This window comes from Empedobacter sp. UBA7252, from assembly GCF_002472765.1.
GTDB lineage: Bacteria > Bacteroidota > Bacteroidia > Flavobacteriales > Weeksellaceae > Empedobacter > Empedobacter falsenii_B.
Map to the genome: position 1 here is coordinate 23,718 of NZ_DKSQ01000055.1, position 13,552 is coordinate 37,269.

Here is a 13,552-nt window from a genome sequence, read left to right on the forward strand (position 1 = left end):
TTTATCTAAAAAAGACATCAATAAATGTATCAATTAATATGAATTCATAAAAAAAGCTTTCGAAATCCTCGAAAGCTTTTTTGTATTTTGACTTTATATTGTTTTAAACAAAAGGAGTTTTTACAACTTCTGCTAATACATTTTTATCACGAATTTGAATTCTAATTGTTGTTCCAACTTTAGCAAAATCTGTATGAACATATGCTAAACCAATTCCTTGTTTCAACATTGGAGACTGCGTTCCTGAAGTCACAATACCGATTGTATTCTCGTTGTCATCTACAACTTTATAATCGTGGCGAGGAATTCCTCTTTCGATCATTTTGAAACCAACTAATTTCTTCTCAACTCCAGCTTCTTTTTGAGCTTTCAAAATATCAGAAGAAATAAAGTTTGTATCCAATTTCGTTACCCAAGCAAGACCAGCTTCTAATGGAGTTGTGTCATCGTTGATATCATTTCCGTATAAACAGTAACCTTTCTCTAAACGCAACGTATCACGAGAAGCTAAACCGCAAGGCTCAATATCGAAAGATTTTCCAGCTTCCATTACTTTGTCCCACATTTCGTTTGCTTGCTCATTCGCGAAATAAATCTCGAAACCTCCTGAACCAGTATAACCAGTTGCAGAAATAATCACATTTTCCATACCTGCAAACGTACCAATTGCGAAATGATAGAACGGAATTTCAGCTAAATTAACATCTGTCAATGCTTGCATCGCTTCAATTGCTTTTGGTCCTTGGATTGCTAACAAAGACATCTCATCAGATTTGTTTGTTAATTCTGCACCAAACGTATTGTGTTTGTTCATCCATTCCCAATCTTTATCGATGTTAGATGCATTTACAACTGCCATCCACTCATCATCAGAGATTTTATAAATGATTAAATCATCTACAATTCCTCCTTTTTCGTTTGGCATTGCATTATATTGAGCTTGACCAATAGTAACTTTCGTTACATCATTCGTCAATAAGTGTTGTAATAAGTCTGTTGCTTTTTCTCCTTTTACAAAAAATTGTCCCATGTGAGAAACATCAAAAACGCCAACTTTTTCTCGAACAGCAAAATGTTCTTGGTTAACACCTGCGTATTGCACTGGCATTTCATATCCAGCAAAAGGAACCATTTTCGCACCTAAATCTTTGTGCTTTTGGTTTAATGCAGTTACTTTCATTGTTTGTTTGCTTTGATAAGTTTATAATTCTCCCAAAAATAAGGAATTAATTGTTAGGAAAATTTCTTTAATAGAAGATTATCTAATTTTATGAATAATTTTTAAATTCCCTTCCGTCGCTTTATACGGCTCGAAACGCATAACCGATTTTCCTTTACCAAATTTGTTCATAAACTTTTCGTTTATTTTTCCTGATAATTTCAATGGTTGACAACCTTCGCAAGGAATAATCAAAATGGTATCGTTTGTTTTACCTTTTACTTTTACAATTTCGTACGAATAATCTGTATCCAAACGAGAATTAATAACATTTTCAATTGGTTTATTAAAGCTCTCAATAAAGAAAACGCGTCGATCTTTGTTGCTTCCAATAATAATTGCAGCACCAACTAAAATCAATAAAACGACAATTGATATGGTCAAAATTTTTTTAAAATCCATCTTTTTGGTTAATTCGTAGATTAAAAGTAATAATTCATTCCGAATGAAAAAAATATTCGTTTTATTTCCTATCTTTTTACTTCTATTTACATTGACAATGAATAGTTGTACAAAAGCAAAAATATTAAAAGAAAAACATTCAATTTCATTACAAAATATCCAAAATGGAGATTTGATTTTTGTTGGTGCGCAAACAGAAGAACTTTCGGGCGCGATAAATAGAGTGACAAAAATAAATGACGAAACCAATTTTGATCATGTTGGTTTAATCGAAAAAACTGATGATTCTATTTTTGTTCTACATGCTGCTCCAATGGGCGGATCGCAACGAGAGGAAATTCATCATTTTTACATTTCTCAAACCGAAAAGAATAATAAAATTGTCATTTATCGTCTCAAAAATGAATATCAATATACAATTCCTCATGCAATTGAAAAAGCTAAAACAATGCTCGGAAAACCTTATAATTGGTTATACATTTTGAATGATGACGAATTATATTGTTCAGATTTTGTGGAAAGAGCTTTTCGTGATGATACTATTTTTGAATTGATTCCCATGAATTTCAAAAACAAAGAAACTGGAATTATTGATGATTTTTGGATAGATTTCTATCGTAAAAAAGGAAAAAAAGTTCCGCAAGACGAACCAGGAACAAATCCAAATCAATTGGCAACTTCTAAGAAATTAATTAAGGTTGGTGAGGTGAAGTTTTAAAATGAAACTCTGAAACAAATTCAGAATGATTCATAGAATCTTTATAACAAATAAATTAATTCCTACTTTTACCACATGAAACAAAATATCATTTATAGTATCATTTTCTTTTTCGTGTTATTTGGACTAAAATATTTGTTCGATAAAAGCGATGTGCAAACAATGTTGGTTTATTCGGCAATTGGAACGGTTATCTTTTTTATTTATCGAGTTGTCATAAGAAAAATGTTATACAAACAAAAAGACCAAGAAAACTAATTTCCTTGGTCTTTTTTTATTGCTTGCATTGCTTCTTCAATGTGCGTTTCGGCTACATTTGAAACAATGTGTTTAATTAATTTTCCTTGTTTATTGAATACAAAAGTTTCTCGCGGTGTGATTAAGCCAAATTTCTTTTTGATTCCCAACAACTTCGACAACTTTGCTCCTTTATCAGAAAGCAACGGAAAGTTTAATTGATGTTTTGTATAAAACTTCTCGTGAGAAGAAGTTGATTGTCCATTTATTCCGACAATCACAGCGTCTAAAGCATTGAAATCTGCATTTACATCACGAAATTGACATACTTCTTTTGTACACATTGGCGTAAAATCCATCGGATAAAAGAATAAAACAAAATATTTTTTGTATAAAAATTCGTCCGAATTAAACCAATTTCCTTTGTTATCCTCCAACGAAAAGGTTGGAATGTGATCGCCTAATTTCATTCGCCTGCGTATTCTACAAAATTACGTGGAGTTTCGTATAAGGTTACTTTCAATTCTAAATCGGTCGCTAATTTTGCTCTAATTTTATTCCAAATCAAAATCACAATATTTTCGGCAGTTGGATTGATAGTTTTAAATTCTTCAATATCAACATTCAGATTTTTATGATCCAAATAATCTTCAACTTCAATCGCAATAATTTTTCGTAATTCGTCCAAATTCATCACAAAACCAGTTTCTGGATCAACTTCGCCTTTCACCGCCACAATAATTTCGTAATTATGCCCGTGATAGTTTGGATAAGAACATTTTCCGAAAACTTCAAAATTTTGTTCGTCGCTCCAATTCTTGTTAAACAATCGGTGCGCAGCATTAAAATGTGCTTTTCTGTTGACAGTAACTTTCATCTGTATAAATTTTTATTCTTCGATATACGAAACGTAATGTTCAAAAATTATTTTGAACCAAGCTGTATAATTCTGAGGATTTTTTTCCATATCTTTTTTCAAATCATCCAATTCTACCCAACGATAGGCCATCACTTCATCAGGATTTAGCTTTGGTTCATCATCAAATGTTCCGATAAAAACATGGTCTAATTCATGCTCGATCAAATCATTTTCTAAATGCGCTTTGTAAATGAAATTAAATTTATATTCTAATTCGCAATCAAATCCCATTTCTTCTTCCAAACGTCTGTGCGCCGCTTGTTCGTAAGTTTCGTTATCGCGCGGATGACTACAACATGTATTCGTCCACAACGTTGGCGAATGGTATTTGCTCGCAGCTCGTTGCTGAATCATTAATTCTCCTTTGGAATTGAATACAAAAACAGAAAATGCACGATGCAACAAACCAGCTACATGAGCCTGTTGTTTCTCCATCAATCCTAATTTTTGATCGTCCTGATCAACTAAAACTACAAATTCTTCCATTAAACAAAAATAGCCTTTTCTATAGGATTAAAAAAGAAGTTCGATTTCTTTGTGCTTAAATTCTCTCAATTCTTGATTGATTTCTATCAGTAAATTTCCCGCTTCATTTACATCTCTAATAATTCCGTCCACTTCTACTCCATCCAATCTAAAATGCGAAATTTCATCTTTTCTAAACAGATTATCTAAATAAGTTTGATGAATTTGTTCAAAATTTTTCTCTTCTAAAATTGAATATTCATTTTCGAAATAATGTATTAAATCTGCCAAAATTTCCTCGATGTCATATTCTTTGTCAGTTACTTTTCGAATAGATGTTGCTTTTGGTAAGTGATTAAAATCAGCTTGATTGACATTAATTCCTATTCCGATTACAGAATTCATAATTCCATTGGAACGATGATTTTCGATTAATATTCCACAAACCTTTTTATCATTTAAAATGATATCATTTGGCCATTTTACGTTAGATTTTGGATGAAATTGTTTTAAAAATAGACAAATAACATTCGAAATCCATTCATTAAAATAAATTAATTCTTGAAAACTATAATCCGTTTTCAGCAAAAAACTAAAGGTTAAATTTTCTCCAGCGACAACTTTCCACTCATTTCCTGCGTAACCTTTTCCTTTTGTTTGATTTTTAGCATGTATGACAGTCCAACTATTGGCATCTTTTTTGGACAAATCCACCAAGAACTCATTCGTATTAGGCAAAGAATCAAAACTAATTAAATACATTTTTTTTACTATTTTTATAGAGTGGTTAAAGTTATTTTAAAAAGTTTAAACTTTAATAAGGATTCACTAAATTTGCGAATTACAAAATAAAAGATGATAGATACTCAATATACAAAAGACTTGCTAGATAGCATTGTTGACGGAATTACAAATGTTAAAGGAGAAGAAATTACAATTCTAGATTTACGCGAAATTGAAAATGCATTTTGTCAATACTTCGTTATTTGTACCGGAAACTCGAATACACAAGTTAGTGCTTTAGCAGGTTCGATTGAAAGAACTGTAAAAACAGAAATGTCAGAAAGACCTTTTCATGTAGAAGGAACACAAAACAATCAATGGGTTTTGTTGGACTACACAAATGTTATTGTCCATATTTTCCAAAAAGAATACAGAGAATATTACGATATCGAAAGTCTTTGGGGTGATGCTGTAGAGACGCGTATCGAAATGGAATATTAATCATAACTGAAACCAAAAAAAATTGAAAAAAAATAATTTTAAACCTTCGGGGTTTAATCCTACATGGATATATGCCATTATTGGATTATTGCTGATTGCCTTTCTATTATTTTCTGATAACATTGGAGGTGCCGGCGGAACTACTAAAAATATAGACCGTACGACTTTCCTTTCTTATGTAGAAAAAGGTTACGTAAAAGAAGCCAATCTAGAAAAAGAATCAGGACGTGTAAGTGTATATTTAACGGACGCAGCTCTGAATACTGAAGAATTTAAAAAGTTTAAAAAATCAAACGAAACTTTAAATCCTTTTGCTACAGGTACTCCAAACTTTATTTTCAATGTTGCTGATGCAGGAAATTTTGAAAAAGATTTTTATGCTAACGTAGAAAAGAGTCCAAATAAAACTGCCGTTCTTAACACACAAATATCAAATGGTTTTGGAAGTTTGTTTATGAATCTTTTTATTTCATTAATTTTCTTCGGATTAATCTACTTCTTACTATTTAGACGAATGGGCGGAGGCGGATCTGCTGGAGGTGGCGGAGGAATTTTCTCTGTCGGAAAATCGAAAGCGAAATTATTTGAAGGTGATGATCATATCAAAACAACTTTCAAAGATGTTGCAGGTTTAGAAGGTGCAAAAGAAGAAATCGAAGAAATCGTTGAATTCTTGAAACATCCAGAAAAATTTACAAAATTAGGTGGACGTATCCCAAAAGGAGCCTTATTAGTAGGACCTCCAGGTACAGGTAAAACCTTATTAGCAAAAGCTGTTGCTGGAGAAGCAAAAGTTCCTTTCTTCTCATTATCAGGATCAGATTTCGTAGAAATGTTTGTGGGGGTTGGTGCATCTCGTGTACGTGACTTATTCAAAAATGCAAAAGAAAAATCTCCTTCAATTATCTTTATTGATGAGATTGATGCAATTGGTCGCGCACGTGGAAAATCAAACTTTACAGGCTCTAATGATGAACGCGAAAATACATTAAATCAATTATTAACAGAGATGGATGGTTTCGGAACAGAATCTAACGTAATTGTGATTGCTGCAACAAACCGTGCTGATGTATTGGATAAAGCATTGATGCGTCCAGGTCGTTTTGACCGTATTATTCACGTTGATTTACCTGAATTAAACGAACGTAAAGAAATCTTCGCAGTTCACTTACGTCCATTAAAATTAGGTGAAGATGTTGAAATCGAATTTTTAGCAAAACAAACTCCAGGTTTCTCTGGTGCAGATATATTCAATGTTTGTAACGAAGCAGCTTTAGTTGCTGCTCGTAAAAACAAAGACGTTGTAGAAAAACAAGACTTTTTAGACGCTGTTGACCGTATTATTGGTGGATTAGAGAAGAAAAGTAAAGTGATTAAACCTTCTGAGAAAAAACGTATCGCTTATCATGAAGCTGGTCACGCTACAATTGGTTGGTTAACAGAACACGCTGCTCCATTGGTTAAAGTAACTATAGTTCCTCGTGGACGTTCGTTAGGTGCCGCTTGGTATTTGCCAGAAGAAAGACAAATTACAACGACAGAACAATTGTTAGACGAAATGTGTATGACAATGGGTGGTCGTGCTGCTGAGGAAGTTGTTTTCAATAATATTTCTACTGGTGCATTAAGTGATTTGGAAAAAGTTACAAAACAAGCTTCTGCAATGGTTAGTATTTACGGATTGAACAAAGAAGTTGGTAATGTTTCTTATTACGATTCATCTGGACAAAATGAGTATGGTTTCAGCAAGCCTTATTCAGAACAAACTGCTCAGGTAATTGATAAAGAGGTAAAAACAATGATCGAAGCTCAATATGATAGAGCAAAAGATATTTTACGTGAACATCGCGATCAATTAGATGTTTTAGCTCAAAAATTAATTGAGAAAGAGGTGATCTTTAGAGAAGATTTGGAAGAAATTTTCGGACCAAGAAAATTTGTAAACGAATTAGATCAAATCGAAGAAAAACAAGAAGAGGCTATAGAAGCTGATTCAGAACAAGTTGTTCAACCAGAATCTGGAAATGATATTTAATCAAATTCATTCAAAATAATAGAAAAAATCGTCCAAATAGGACGATTTTTTTTTTACTTCTTATTATATTGTTAAAATTTATTACCTTTAGGCTGTAATTGATTAATTTCATATAAAATCATGAGTTTTCATGTGGAAAGCAATTAAAAACCTACTTAAAAAAGCTACTGAAAAATCAGCAGAGAATTCAGATGATAATCAAATTGATTTATTTCATCCAAATTATGCTGACCAAAAAATTTCTATAGATGAAGTATTTGCTACAAATTTTAATGTAGGTGGTGGACATTTTTTATTTTGTGATAATATAGAGGAGGCTTCTAAAAACCTTAAAGAGATTGTCAATTACGAAAATGTAACCGAATTAATTTGTCCTGATCCAAATTTACAACAGGTTCTTAATTCAGTCAATATTCCTTTTGTCGAAAATCCATGCGACTCTCGTTATACGCTTAGTTTTCTTAGTTGCGAATTTCTGATTGCTTTTGATGGAAGTATTATGTTATCGGCGCATCAAACTTATGGTAGAAATATTGCTGATTTTCCGTCAAATTTTATTATCTATGCACGCCCGTCACAATTAGTGGAAAATGTGAGTGTGGCATTACAGAAATTACGAACATTAAAAAAAGATAACCTTCCATCTAAAATAACTTCGATTCGAGGAAAAAATATGCACAAATTTCCCAACGTAGACAACGCGAAGAATATTTATTTGTTATTGGTTGAAGATTAGCTATGAAAAATTTAGCAATTAGAGCTTTCTCTGGACTTATTTACGCACTTATTATATTTTTCGGGACAACGATAGATCCAAAAGGTTTGATTGTTTTGATGATGGTTTTTGGACTTTTTTGTTTGTACGAGTTTTTTAAAATCACTAATCTTACCAATAAACTTTATCAATTAGGAGCACTTTTAGCTGCCTTAGTTGTTTTTGGATATTATGGAAAAGAATTTTTAGAAGCTTTCGAAACTTCAAATCATTACTATTTTCATTTAAAAAGTTTGTACTTCATCATTCCAGTTTTATTTGTTTTTAGTATTTATATTATTTTCAAATCAACCAATGAATTATTGAACGATTTTGGAAAAGCTACTTTAGGTTTAACATACGTTATCGCACCATTTGTCTTAGCATTAACTTTACCTAGTTTTGATTATAATTTAGGTGAAAAAGTGATGCATTACGAAGTGTTTTTCGTTTTCTTATTACTTTGGAGCAGTGATACATTTGCATATTTAACAGGAAACTTAATTGGAAAACATAAATTAGCACCTAAAATTTCGGGAGCAAAAACGTGGGAAGGTTTTTTTGGAGGAATTATCTTCACCATTATCGCTGGATTCTTAATTCAGAAATATTTTGGAGAGAACTTGCACGGAAACTGGATGATTATTGGTTTGATCGTTGCAGCATTAGGTCCATTGGGAGATTTGACAGAATCTAAATTAAAACGATTTTTCAATGTAAAAGACAGCTCTAACCTTATTCCAGGACATGGCGGTTTTTTAGATCGATTAGATAGTTTTATATTTGTCGTACCATTTGTTTATTTATATTATTTATTAGTATATACTTTATGAAACTTCACAGAGAAGGAACAGCAATTTTGATAGGTTGCTTAATTTTATTTGCAATCGCTACAGGAGTATTACATTACTTTTTTCCTGTATATGGTTTTTACTTTGCCTTACCATTATGGATACTTTACGGATTTATCGTTTGGTTTTTCAGAAACCCAATTCGTGAATCAGATTCGTCAGAAAATTGCGTAATCGCACCAGTTGATGGAAAAGTTGTTGTATTAGAAGAAGTATTTGAAAGCGAATTTTTGAATCAAAAATGTATTCAATTATCAATTTTCATGACGCCTCTTAACGTACATGTAACGCGTTATCCTGTGAATGGAAAAGTGATTTATTCGAAATATCATCCAGGAAAGTTTTTGGTTGCATTTCATCCAAAATCATCAGAATTGAATGAAAGAACAACTGTTGTTGTAGAGAATGCAGATCATACAAAAGTTCTTTTCAGACAAATTGCAGGTGCAGTTGCACGAAGAATTGTTTGTTACAGTAAAGAGAATGACGATGCTGTTGCGGGTAAAGAATATGGCTTCATCAAGTTCGGATCGCGTGTTGATATCTTTTTACCACTTGATACAGAGATCAGTGTAAAGGTTGGAGATAAAACAAAAGGTGGAATTCAGAAAATTGCACAATTGAAATAAATCAGTTAGTTGAACTCAATGTTTTTAACTAATTTTGTCAAAACAATTATAACAATATATTCATACAATAAATTTTGTACGTCATGAAAAAATTAATTCTTTTAGTAGCTGTTGCTGCATTTGCTACATCTTGTAACTCTAAAGCAGGTGTAAACCATGGTGTACTTCCTGTAGTTCACGAACCAGCTACTGCTGAAGAAATGCACCACAAGTCTGAAGCTGCTCACGAAGGTCATGCAAAACATGAAGAAGCTGTTGAAGAAAAACATGAGGAAGTAAAAGATTCTACAAAAACTGTAGAAACTCCGAAAGTTGAGAAAAAAGATACTGTAAAAGCTGGTCATTAAGATTCAGCTTTTTTTGTTTTTATAGATTTATAATCAGTTTATCATCACCTATTAAATAATTTTTATTTTTAGGGCGAATATAAAATGAACGTGAAGAAGAGTTGTTTTCAGAAATGATTGATAATATCTCTTGATAAGTAAAAAAACTTGCATCAATTGCAATTTCATTATTTGATAAAGATTTGAAATCTGATTTCTTATCAATCCAAAATAAATTTTCTGCTTTTACTTCTATTTTAGAAGTATTATTAGGTGAATGTAAAGAAAATTTAAATAATTGAATTAAATATTTAATCAAAATTCCCGAACGTAAAAGTTGATAATGCAACCAATTTTTTTGATAATATTTTGCTAAGAAAATCATCATGGCTTCAAAAAAATGTTTATAATATTTTTTATCTTTTTTCGTACTTTCTCCCTTGTAATGTAAAACCGTTATATCTCCTTTATAATAATTTTTATAACCAGCCAATTCTGCACTAAAAGACAAATCTATATCTTCTCCATACATAAAATAACGTGGATCAAATCCTCCAATTTCCTGATAGATTTTCTTCGTGGTGAACATAAAAGCACCAACTAAAATTTCGCAAGGAGCAATTTCAAATTCATCAACTTCTAATTTGTAATAATTATTTTTCTTTGAATGATTAAATCGACTATACAACTTAGAAAATGAATTTTTAGCTGTCGGAATATTACGTTTTGATTCTGGATGAAAATTTCCGTTTGTATCTATCATTCGTACTCCCACAAAACCTATTTTTTCTTTTGACTGATGAAATTCAATCAAAGATTCGAATAAATTCTCTGGAATAATTGTATCTGGATTAAGAATCAGAATATATTCTCCCAAAGCATTCTCAACCCCAATATTATTCGCTTTTGCAAAACCAAGATTTTCATTCTGAAGTAAAAAATTTACAGTAGGAAAAGTTTTTTTTAGGAATATAAAATCAATTTCCGATGAATCATTATCAATTACAATTATTTCGCCATCTACATTTTTTAAAGCTTCCTGACACGAATCAAGACAAAGCTCTAAATGTTTTGGCGCATTATAACTAACAATAATTATCGATAATTTCATTTTAAAATTTATTTTCTGAATATGGGATTCGATGTTGTATAGAACGAACCAACGTCGCTTCGTCTGCATATTCTAACTCATCTCCTACACCAAGACCTCGTGCAATGGTCGAAAAAATAATTTCGGCATTCTTTAATTGTCGATACAAGTAAAAAACAGTTGTATCTCCTTCCATTGTAGAACTTAAAGCAAAGATTATTTCCTTTACATTTTCATTTTGAACACGATCTACCAAAGTTTGAATATTCAATTGACCAGGTCCAATGCCTTCCATTGGAGAAATCTTTCCTCCTAAAACGTGATATTGTCCTTTAAATTGTCCTGTGTTTTCAATCGCCATCACATCACGCACATCTTCCACGACACAAATTATAGTTTCTTCTCTCAATGAGTTGTTGCAAATATCACAAACCTCATCATCAGAAATTGTATGACAATGTTGACAATATTTAACATCATCTACCAAATGAGAAAGCGCTTCGGATAAAGCCGTCGTTTGAGATTTGGGACGATTTAACATATGTAAAACAAGTCGCAAAGCTGTTCTCTTTCCTATTCCTGGCAAATTTGACATCTCTTCTACAGCTCGCTCTAAAACCTTGCTTGGGTAATTCATTCGTTCAAAAAATTATAGACAACAAATTTACAATTTTATCTTCGGAAAATTAATCTATCATCATTCACTCAAAAATATTAAATTTGGGCTTATTTACTAAATAAATTATGAACTCAACAATTTTACTACTTTGTGTTATCGTATACTTTGTAGGACTTTTAGTGATCTCTTACTTCACCAGTCGAAATTCTGACAATCAATCTTTTTTTAACGGAAACAAAAAAAGTAAATGGTGGTTGGTGGCTTTCGGAATGATTGGGACAAGCCTTAGTGGCGTTACTTTTATTTCGGTTCCGGGTACGGTCGGAAAATTAACTGGTTCCGAATATATTTATGGAGGATTCGAATATTATATGATGGTTATCGGATTTTTTCTTGGTTATTTTATCGTCGCGGGGGTATTACTTCCACTCTATTACCGAATGAATCTAACCTCAATTTACACCTATTTAGGAAAACGTTTCAATGTTGAAGCACATAAAATGGGATCGGTTTTCTTTATTATTTCTCGTGGAATTGGCGCAACAGCACGTTTATATTTAGTTGTAAATGTGTTACAAATATTTTTATTAGACAATTTAGGCGTACCATTTTGGGCAACAACATTTGTCTTATTATTGATGATATTATTATACACGTTCGAAGGTGGAGTAAAAACAATTGTCGTAACCGACACCTTGCAAACATCATTTATGATCATTAGCTTGATTGCTTGTATTTGGTTTATCCTTTCGCATCTTAATTTATCTGTTGGTGAAGCTTACGATAGGATGCAAGCCAAAAACTATACCCATTTCATTAATCTTGATCCAAATTCGAAAACTTATTTCTTAAAAACAATTTTGGGCGGAATGTTTATCACAATTGCGATGACTGGTCTTGACCAAGAAATGATGCAAAAAAATATTTCTGTTGATAATCTTCAAAACTCAAAAAAGAATATGTTGACGTTCGCTGGAACATTATTGATTGTGAATTTAGCGTTCTTATTTTTGGGTGGATTGCTTTATTTATACGCAATGAGTGAAGGTGGTTTTTATACTGCTGATGGTTTCTTTATGGAACAAGGCGGACAAAATATTATGGGTGATGATATGTTTCCAGCACTTTCGCTGTTAGGACATCATTTCCCAATGATTATTTCTGTAATTTTTATTATCGGATTAATTTCTGCTTTATTTCCTTCTGCCGACGGAGCTTTAACGGCGGTTACAAGTTCATATTGCGTCGATTTATTAAACATCAACGAAGACAAAGAAAAATCAGAAAAAGAAAAGAAAAAGATTCGTATTCGTGTTCACTTAATTTTCACGGTAGTTTTCTTTATCTTGATTATGGTTTTCAAAATGATTAACAACAAATCAATTGTTTATCTTGTGATGGAAATTGCAGGTTATACTTACGGACCTTTATTAGGATTGTTTGCTTTCGGAATTTTAACGAAACGTAACATTTACAGAAAATATTCAATTATTACAGTTGCTATTTTAGCACCTATTTTTACGTATATCATCAACGAATTAGTGATTAATTTTACTGATTACAAAATTGGTGTTGAATTAATCATTTTGAATGGTTTATTAACCTTTATCGGTTTGTGGTTAGTAAGTTCTAATCGTCAAAAAGAATTAAATTAAAAATGGAAAAGAAATTAAAATTAATCTGGGATTTTTATGGTCCCGATGCTATACCAACTGCAAAACATCATGCAATTCACTTGAAACAATATGCAGAAAAAGAAAAGTTACAAAGTACATTTTCTGAATTTGTAGAGGTTGAACCAGAATATGCAGTTGCTTATTTGGTGGTGGTAGAATCTGAAATGATACAAGTCCGTGACGCTTTGATACCTCATCGTGGCGAATGGCATGTGGAAGAAGAATAAATAAAAAAGACGAAGTTTTGCTTCGTCTTTTTTATTAAAAAACATCTCTCTGTACCCTTTACAATTAGAAGATTACAAAAAGATAAATAAACGTTGTAAAACTCTTGCCTTCTTATTAACTAACTTCAAGCTTCTTCTTTATAAACTTCAGCGCTGGTTTT

The 13,552-nt window shown here is 31.8% G+C and carries 17 protein-coding genes; 9 read left to right on the plus strand and 8 right to left on the minus strand.

Features of this window, described 5'->3' with window-relative positions; all coding sequences use genetic code 11:
- Nucleotides 1–103 precede the first annotated feature (103 nt).
- The gene (gene gcvT / locus B2X73_RS07875; protein WP_291047111.1) at nt 104–1,180 is read right to left on the minus strand and encodes a glycine cleavage system aminomethyltransferase GcvT; all 1,077 of its coding nucleotides are present in this window, start codon (nt 1,178–1,180) and stop codon (nt 104–106) included.
- A gap of 78 nt (nt 1,181–1,258) precedes the next feature.
- The gene (locus B2X73_RS07880) at nt 1,259–1,621 is read right to left on the minus strand and encodes a hypothetical protein (protein ID WP_219033679.1); all 363 of its coding nucleotides are present in this window, start codon (nt 1,619–1,621) and stop codon (nt 1,259–1,261) included.
- A 43-nt stretch (nt 1,622–1,664) separates the two neighbouring features.
- On the opposite strand from B2X73_RS07880, the gene B2X73_RS07885 reads away from it, so the two are divergent.
- Nucleotides 1,665–2,339, plus strand: a complete 675-nt coding sequence (locus tag B2X73_RS07885) for a YiiX/YebB-like N1pC/P60 family cysteine hydrolase (RefSeq protein WP_257467987.1) — start codon at nt 1,665–1,667, stop codon at nt 2,337–2,339.
- Between the two features lie 254 nt (nt 2,340–2,593).
- Here B2X73_RS07885 and B2X73_RS07890 read toward each other — a convergent pair whose 3' ends face one another.
- The 4 genes from B2X73_RS07890 to B2X73_RS07905 are packed head-to-tail and all read right to left on the minus strand — an operon-like array spanning nt 2,594 to nt 4,722.
- Nucleotides 2,594–3,046: a peroxiredoxin gene (locus B2X73_RS07890; protein ID WP_219033681.1), complete on the minus strand. Its 453-nt coding sequence runs from the start codon at nt 3,044–3,046 to the stop codon at nt 2,594–2,596.
- A complete protein-coding gene (locus B2X73_RS07895) occupies nt 3,043–3,453 on the minus strand; it encodes a 6-pyruvoyl trahydropterin synthase family protein (RefSeq protein ID WP_125350508.1) in 411 nt (136 codons plus the stop codon). Before B2X73_RS07895 ends, B2X73_RS07890 begins: the two co-directional genes overlap by 4 nt.
- 12 nt (nt 3,454–3,465) lie before the next feature.
- Nucleotides 3,466–3,981: an isopentenyl-diphosphate Delta-isomerase gene (idi, locus tag B2X73_RS07900; RefSeq protein WP_115001587.1), complete on the minus strand. Its 516-nt coding sequence runs from the start codon at nt 3,979–3,981 to the stop codon at nt 3,466–3,468.
- A gap of 27 nt (nt 3,982–4,008) precedes the next feature.
- Complete coding sequence (locus B2X73_RS07905) at nt 4,009–4,722, minus strand: biotin--[acetyl-CoA-carboxylase] ligase (RefSeq protein ID WP_219033682.1); 714 nt, start codon at nt 4,720–4,722, stop codon at nt 4,009–4,011.
- A 93-nt stretch (nt 4,723–4,815) separates the two neighbouring features.
- Here B2X73_RS07905 and rsfS point away from each other — a divergent pair, with 93 nt between their 5' ends.
- The 6 genes from rsfS to B2X73_RS07935 all read left to right on the plus strand — a co-directional run bounded on the left by rsfS (nt 4,816) and on the right by B2X73_RS07935 (nt 9,800).
- Nucleotides 4,816–5,184 (plus strand): ribosome silencing factor, encoded by a 369-nt coding sequence (gene rsfS / locus B2X73_RS07910; protein WP_038331822.1) that lies wholly within the window; start codon nt 4,816–4,818, stop codon nt 5,182–5,184.
- Nucleotides 5,185–5,206: 22 nt separating this feature from the next.
- Nucleotides 5,207–7,219, plus strand: coding sequence for an ATP-dependent zinc metalloprotease FtsH (gene ftsH / locus B2X73_RS07915; protein WP_219033683.1), 2,013 nt, complete (start codon nt 5,207–5,209; stop codon nt 7,217–7,219).
- Between the two features lie 130 nt (nt 7,220–7,349).
- A complete protein-coding gene (locus B2X73_RS07920) occupies nt 7,350–7,955 on the plus strand; it encodes a hypothetical protein (protein WP_219033684.1) in 606 nt (201 codons plus the stop codon).
- Between the two features lie 2 nt (nt 7,956–7,957).
- The gene (locus B2X73_RS07925) at nt 7,958–8,806 is read left to right on the plus strand and encodes a phosphatidate cytidylyltransferase (RefSeq protein WP_291047112.1); all 849 of its coding nucleotides are present in this window, start codon (nt 7,958–7,960) and stop codon (nt 8,804–8,806) included.
- Nucleotides 8,803–9,453, plus strand: coding sequence for a phosphatidylserine decarboxylase family protein (locus B2X73_RS07930; RefSeq protein WP_219033686.1), 651 nt, complete (start codon nt 8,803–8,805; stop codon nt 9,451–9,453). Before B2X73_RS07925 ends, B2X73_RS07930 begins: the two co-directional genes overlap by 4 nt.
- Before the next feature lie 83 nt (nt 9,454–9,536).
- On the plus strand, nt 9,537–9,800 hold the full coding sequence (locus tag B2X73_RS07935) for a hypothetical protein (RefSeq protein ID WP_115001599.1): 264 nt from the start codon (nt 9,537–9,539) through the stop codon (nt 9,798–9,800).
- Between the two features lie 19 nt (nt 9,801–9,819).
- Here B2X73_RS07935 and B2X73_RS07940 read toward each other — a convergent pair whose 3' ends face one another.
- Entirely contained in the window at nt 9,820–10,890 is a 1,071-nt protein-coding gene (locus B2X73_RS07940) for a glycosyltransferase family 2 protein (protein WP_181816328.1), read from the minus strand.
- 1 nt (nt 10,891) lies between these two features.
- Nucleotides 10,892–11,506 carry a recombination mediator RecR gene (gene recR / locus B2X73_RS07945; protein WP_286494730.1) on the minus strand — a complete coding sequence of 205 codons (615 nt, stop codon included), beginning with the start codon at nt 11,504–11,506 and terminating at the stop codon, nt 10,892–10,894.
- Nucleotides 11,507–11,613: 107 nt separating this feature from the next.
- Here recR and B2X73_RS07950 point away from each other — a divergent pair, with 107 nt between their 5' ends.
- The gene (locus B2X73_RS07950; RefSeq protein ID WP_286494731.1) at nt 11,614–13,143 is read left to right on the plus strand and encodes a sodium:solute symporter; all 1,530 of its coding nucleotides are present in this window, start codon (nt 11,614–11,616) and stop codon (nt 13,141–13,143) included.
- Nucleotides 13,144–13,145: 2 nt separating this feature from the next.
- Nucleotides 13,146–13,391 (plus strand): hypothetical protein, encoded by a 246-nt coding sequence (locus B2X73_RS07955; RefSeq protein ID WP_125350517.1) that lies wholly within the window; start codon nt 13,146–13,148, stop codon nt 13,389–13,391.
- Nucleotides 13,392–13,552 lie beyond the last annotated feature (161 nt).

Bases quoted from the DNA above. Each gene is read 5' to 3' on its own strand.
- gcvT (WP_291047111.1), bottom strand. From the start codon at position 1,180: ATGAAAGTAACTGCATTAAACCAAAAGCACAAAGATTTAGGTGCGAAA.
- B2X73_RS07880 (WP_219033679.1), bottom strand. From the start codon at position 1,621: ATGGATTTTAAAAAAATTTTGACCATATCAATTGTCGTTTTATTGATT.
- B2X73_RS07885 (WP_257467987.1), top strand. From the start codon at position 1,665: ATGAAAAAAATATTCGTTTTATTTCCTATCTTTTTACTTCTATTTACA.
- B2X73_RS07890 (WP_219033681.1), bottom strand. From the start codon at position 3,046: ATGAAATTAGGCGATCACATTCCAACCTTTTCGTTGGAGGATAACAAA.
- B2X73_RS07895 (WP_125350508.1), bottom strand. From the start codon at position 3,453: ATGAAAGTTACTGTCAACAGAAAAGCACATTTTAATGCTGCGCACCGA.
- idi (WP_115001587.1), bottom strand. From the start codon at position 3,981: ATGGAAGAATTTGTAGTTTTAGTTGATCAGGACGATCAAAAATTAGGA.
- B2X73_RS07905 (WP_219033682.1), bottom strand. From the start codon at position 4,722: ATGTATTTAATTAGTTTTGATTCTTTGCCTAATACGAATGAGTTCTTG.
- rsfS (WP_038331822.1), top strand. From the start codon at position 4,816: ATGATAGATACTCAATATACAAAAGACTTGCTAGATAGCATTGTTGAC.
- B2X73_RS07920 (WP_219033684.1), top strand. From the start codon at position 7,350: ATGTGGAAAGCAATTAAAAACCTACTTAAAAAAGCTACTGAAAAATCA.
- B2X73_RS07925 (WP_291047112.1), top strand. From the start codon at position 7,958: ATGAAAAATTTAGCAATTAGAGCTTTCTCTGGACTTATTTACGCACTT.
- B2X73_RS07930 (WP_219033686.1), top strand. From the start codon at position 8,803: ATGAAACTTCACAGAGAAGGAACAGCAATTTTGATAGGTTGCTTAATT.
- B2X73_RS07935 (WP_115001599.1), top strand. From the start codon at position 9,537: ATGAAAAAATTAATTCTTTTAGTAGCTGTTGCTGCATTTGCTACATCT.
- B2X73_RS07940 (WP_181816328.1), bottom strand. From the start codon at position 10,890: ATGAAATTATCGATAATTATTGTTAGTTATAATGCGCCAAAACATTTA.
- recR (WP_286494730.1), bottom strand. From the start codon at position 11,506: ATGAATTACCCAAGCAAGGTTTTAGAGCGAGCTGTAGAAGAGATGTCA.
- B2X73_RS07950 (WP_286494731.1), top strand. From the start codon at position 11,614: ATGAACTCAACAATTTTACTACTTTGTGTTATCGTATACTTTGTAGGA.
- B2X73_RS07955 (WP_125350517.1), top strand. From the start codon at position 13,146: ATGGAAAAGAAATTAAAATTAATCTGGGATTTTTATGGTCCCGATGCT.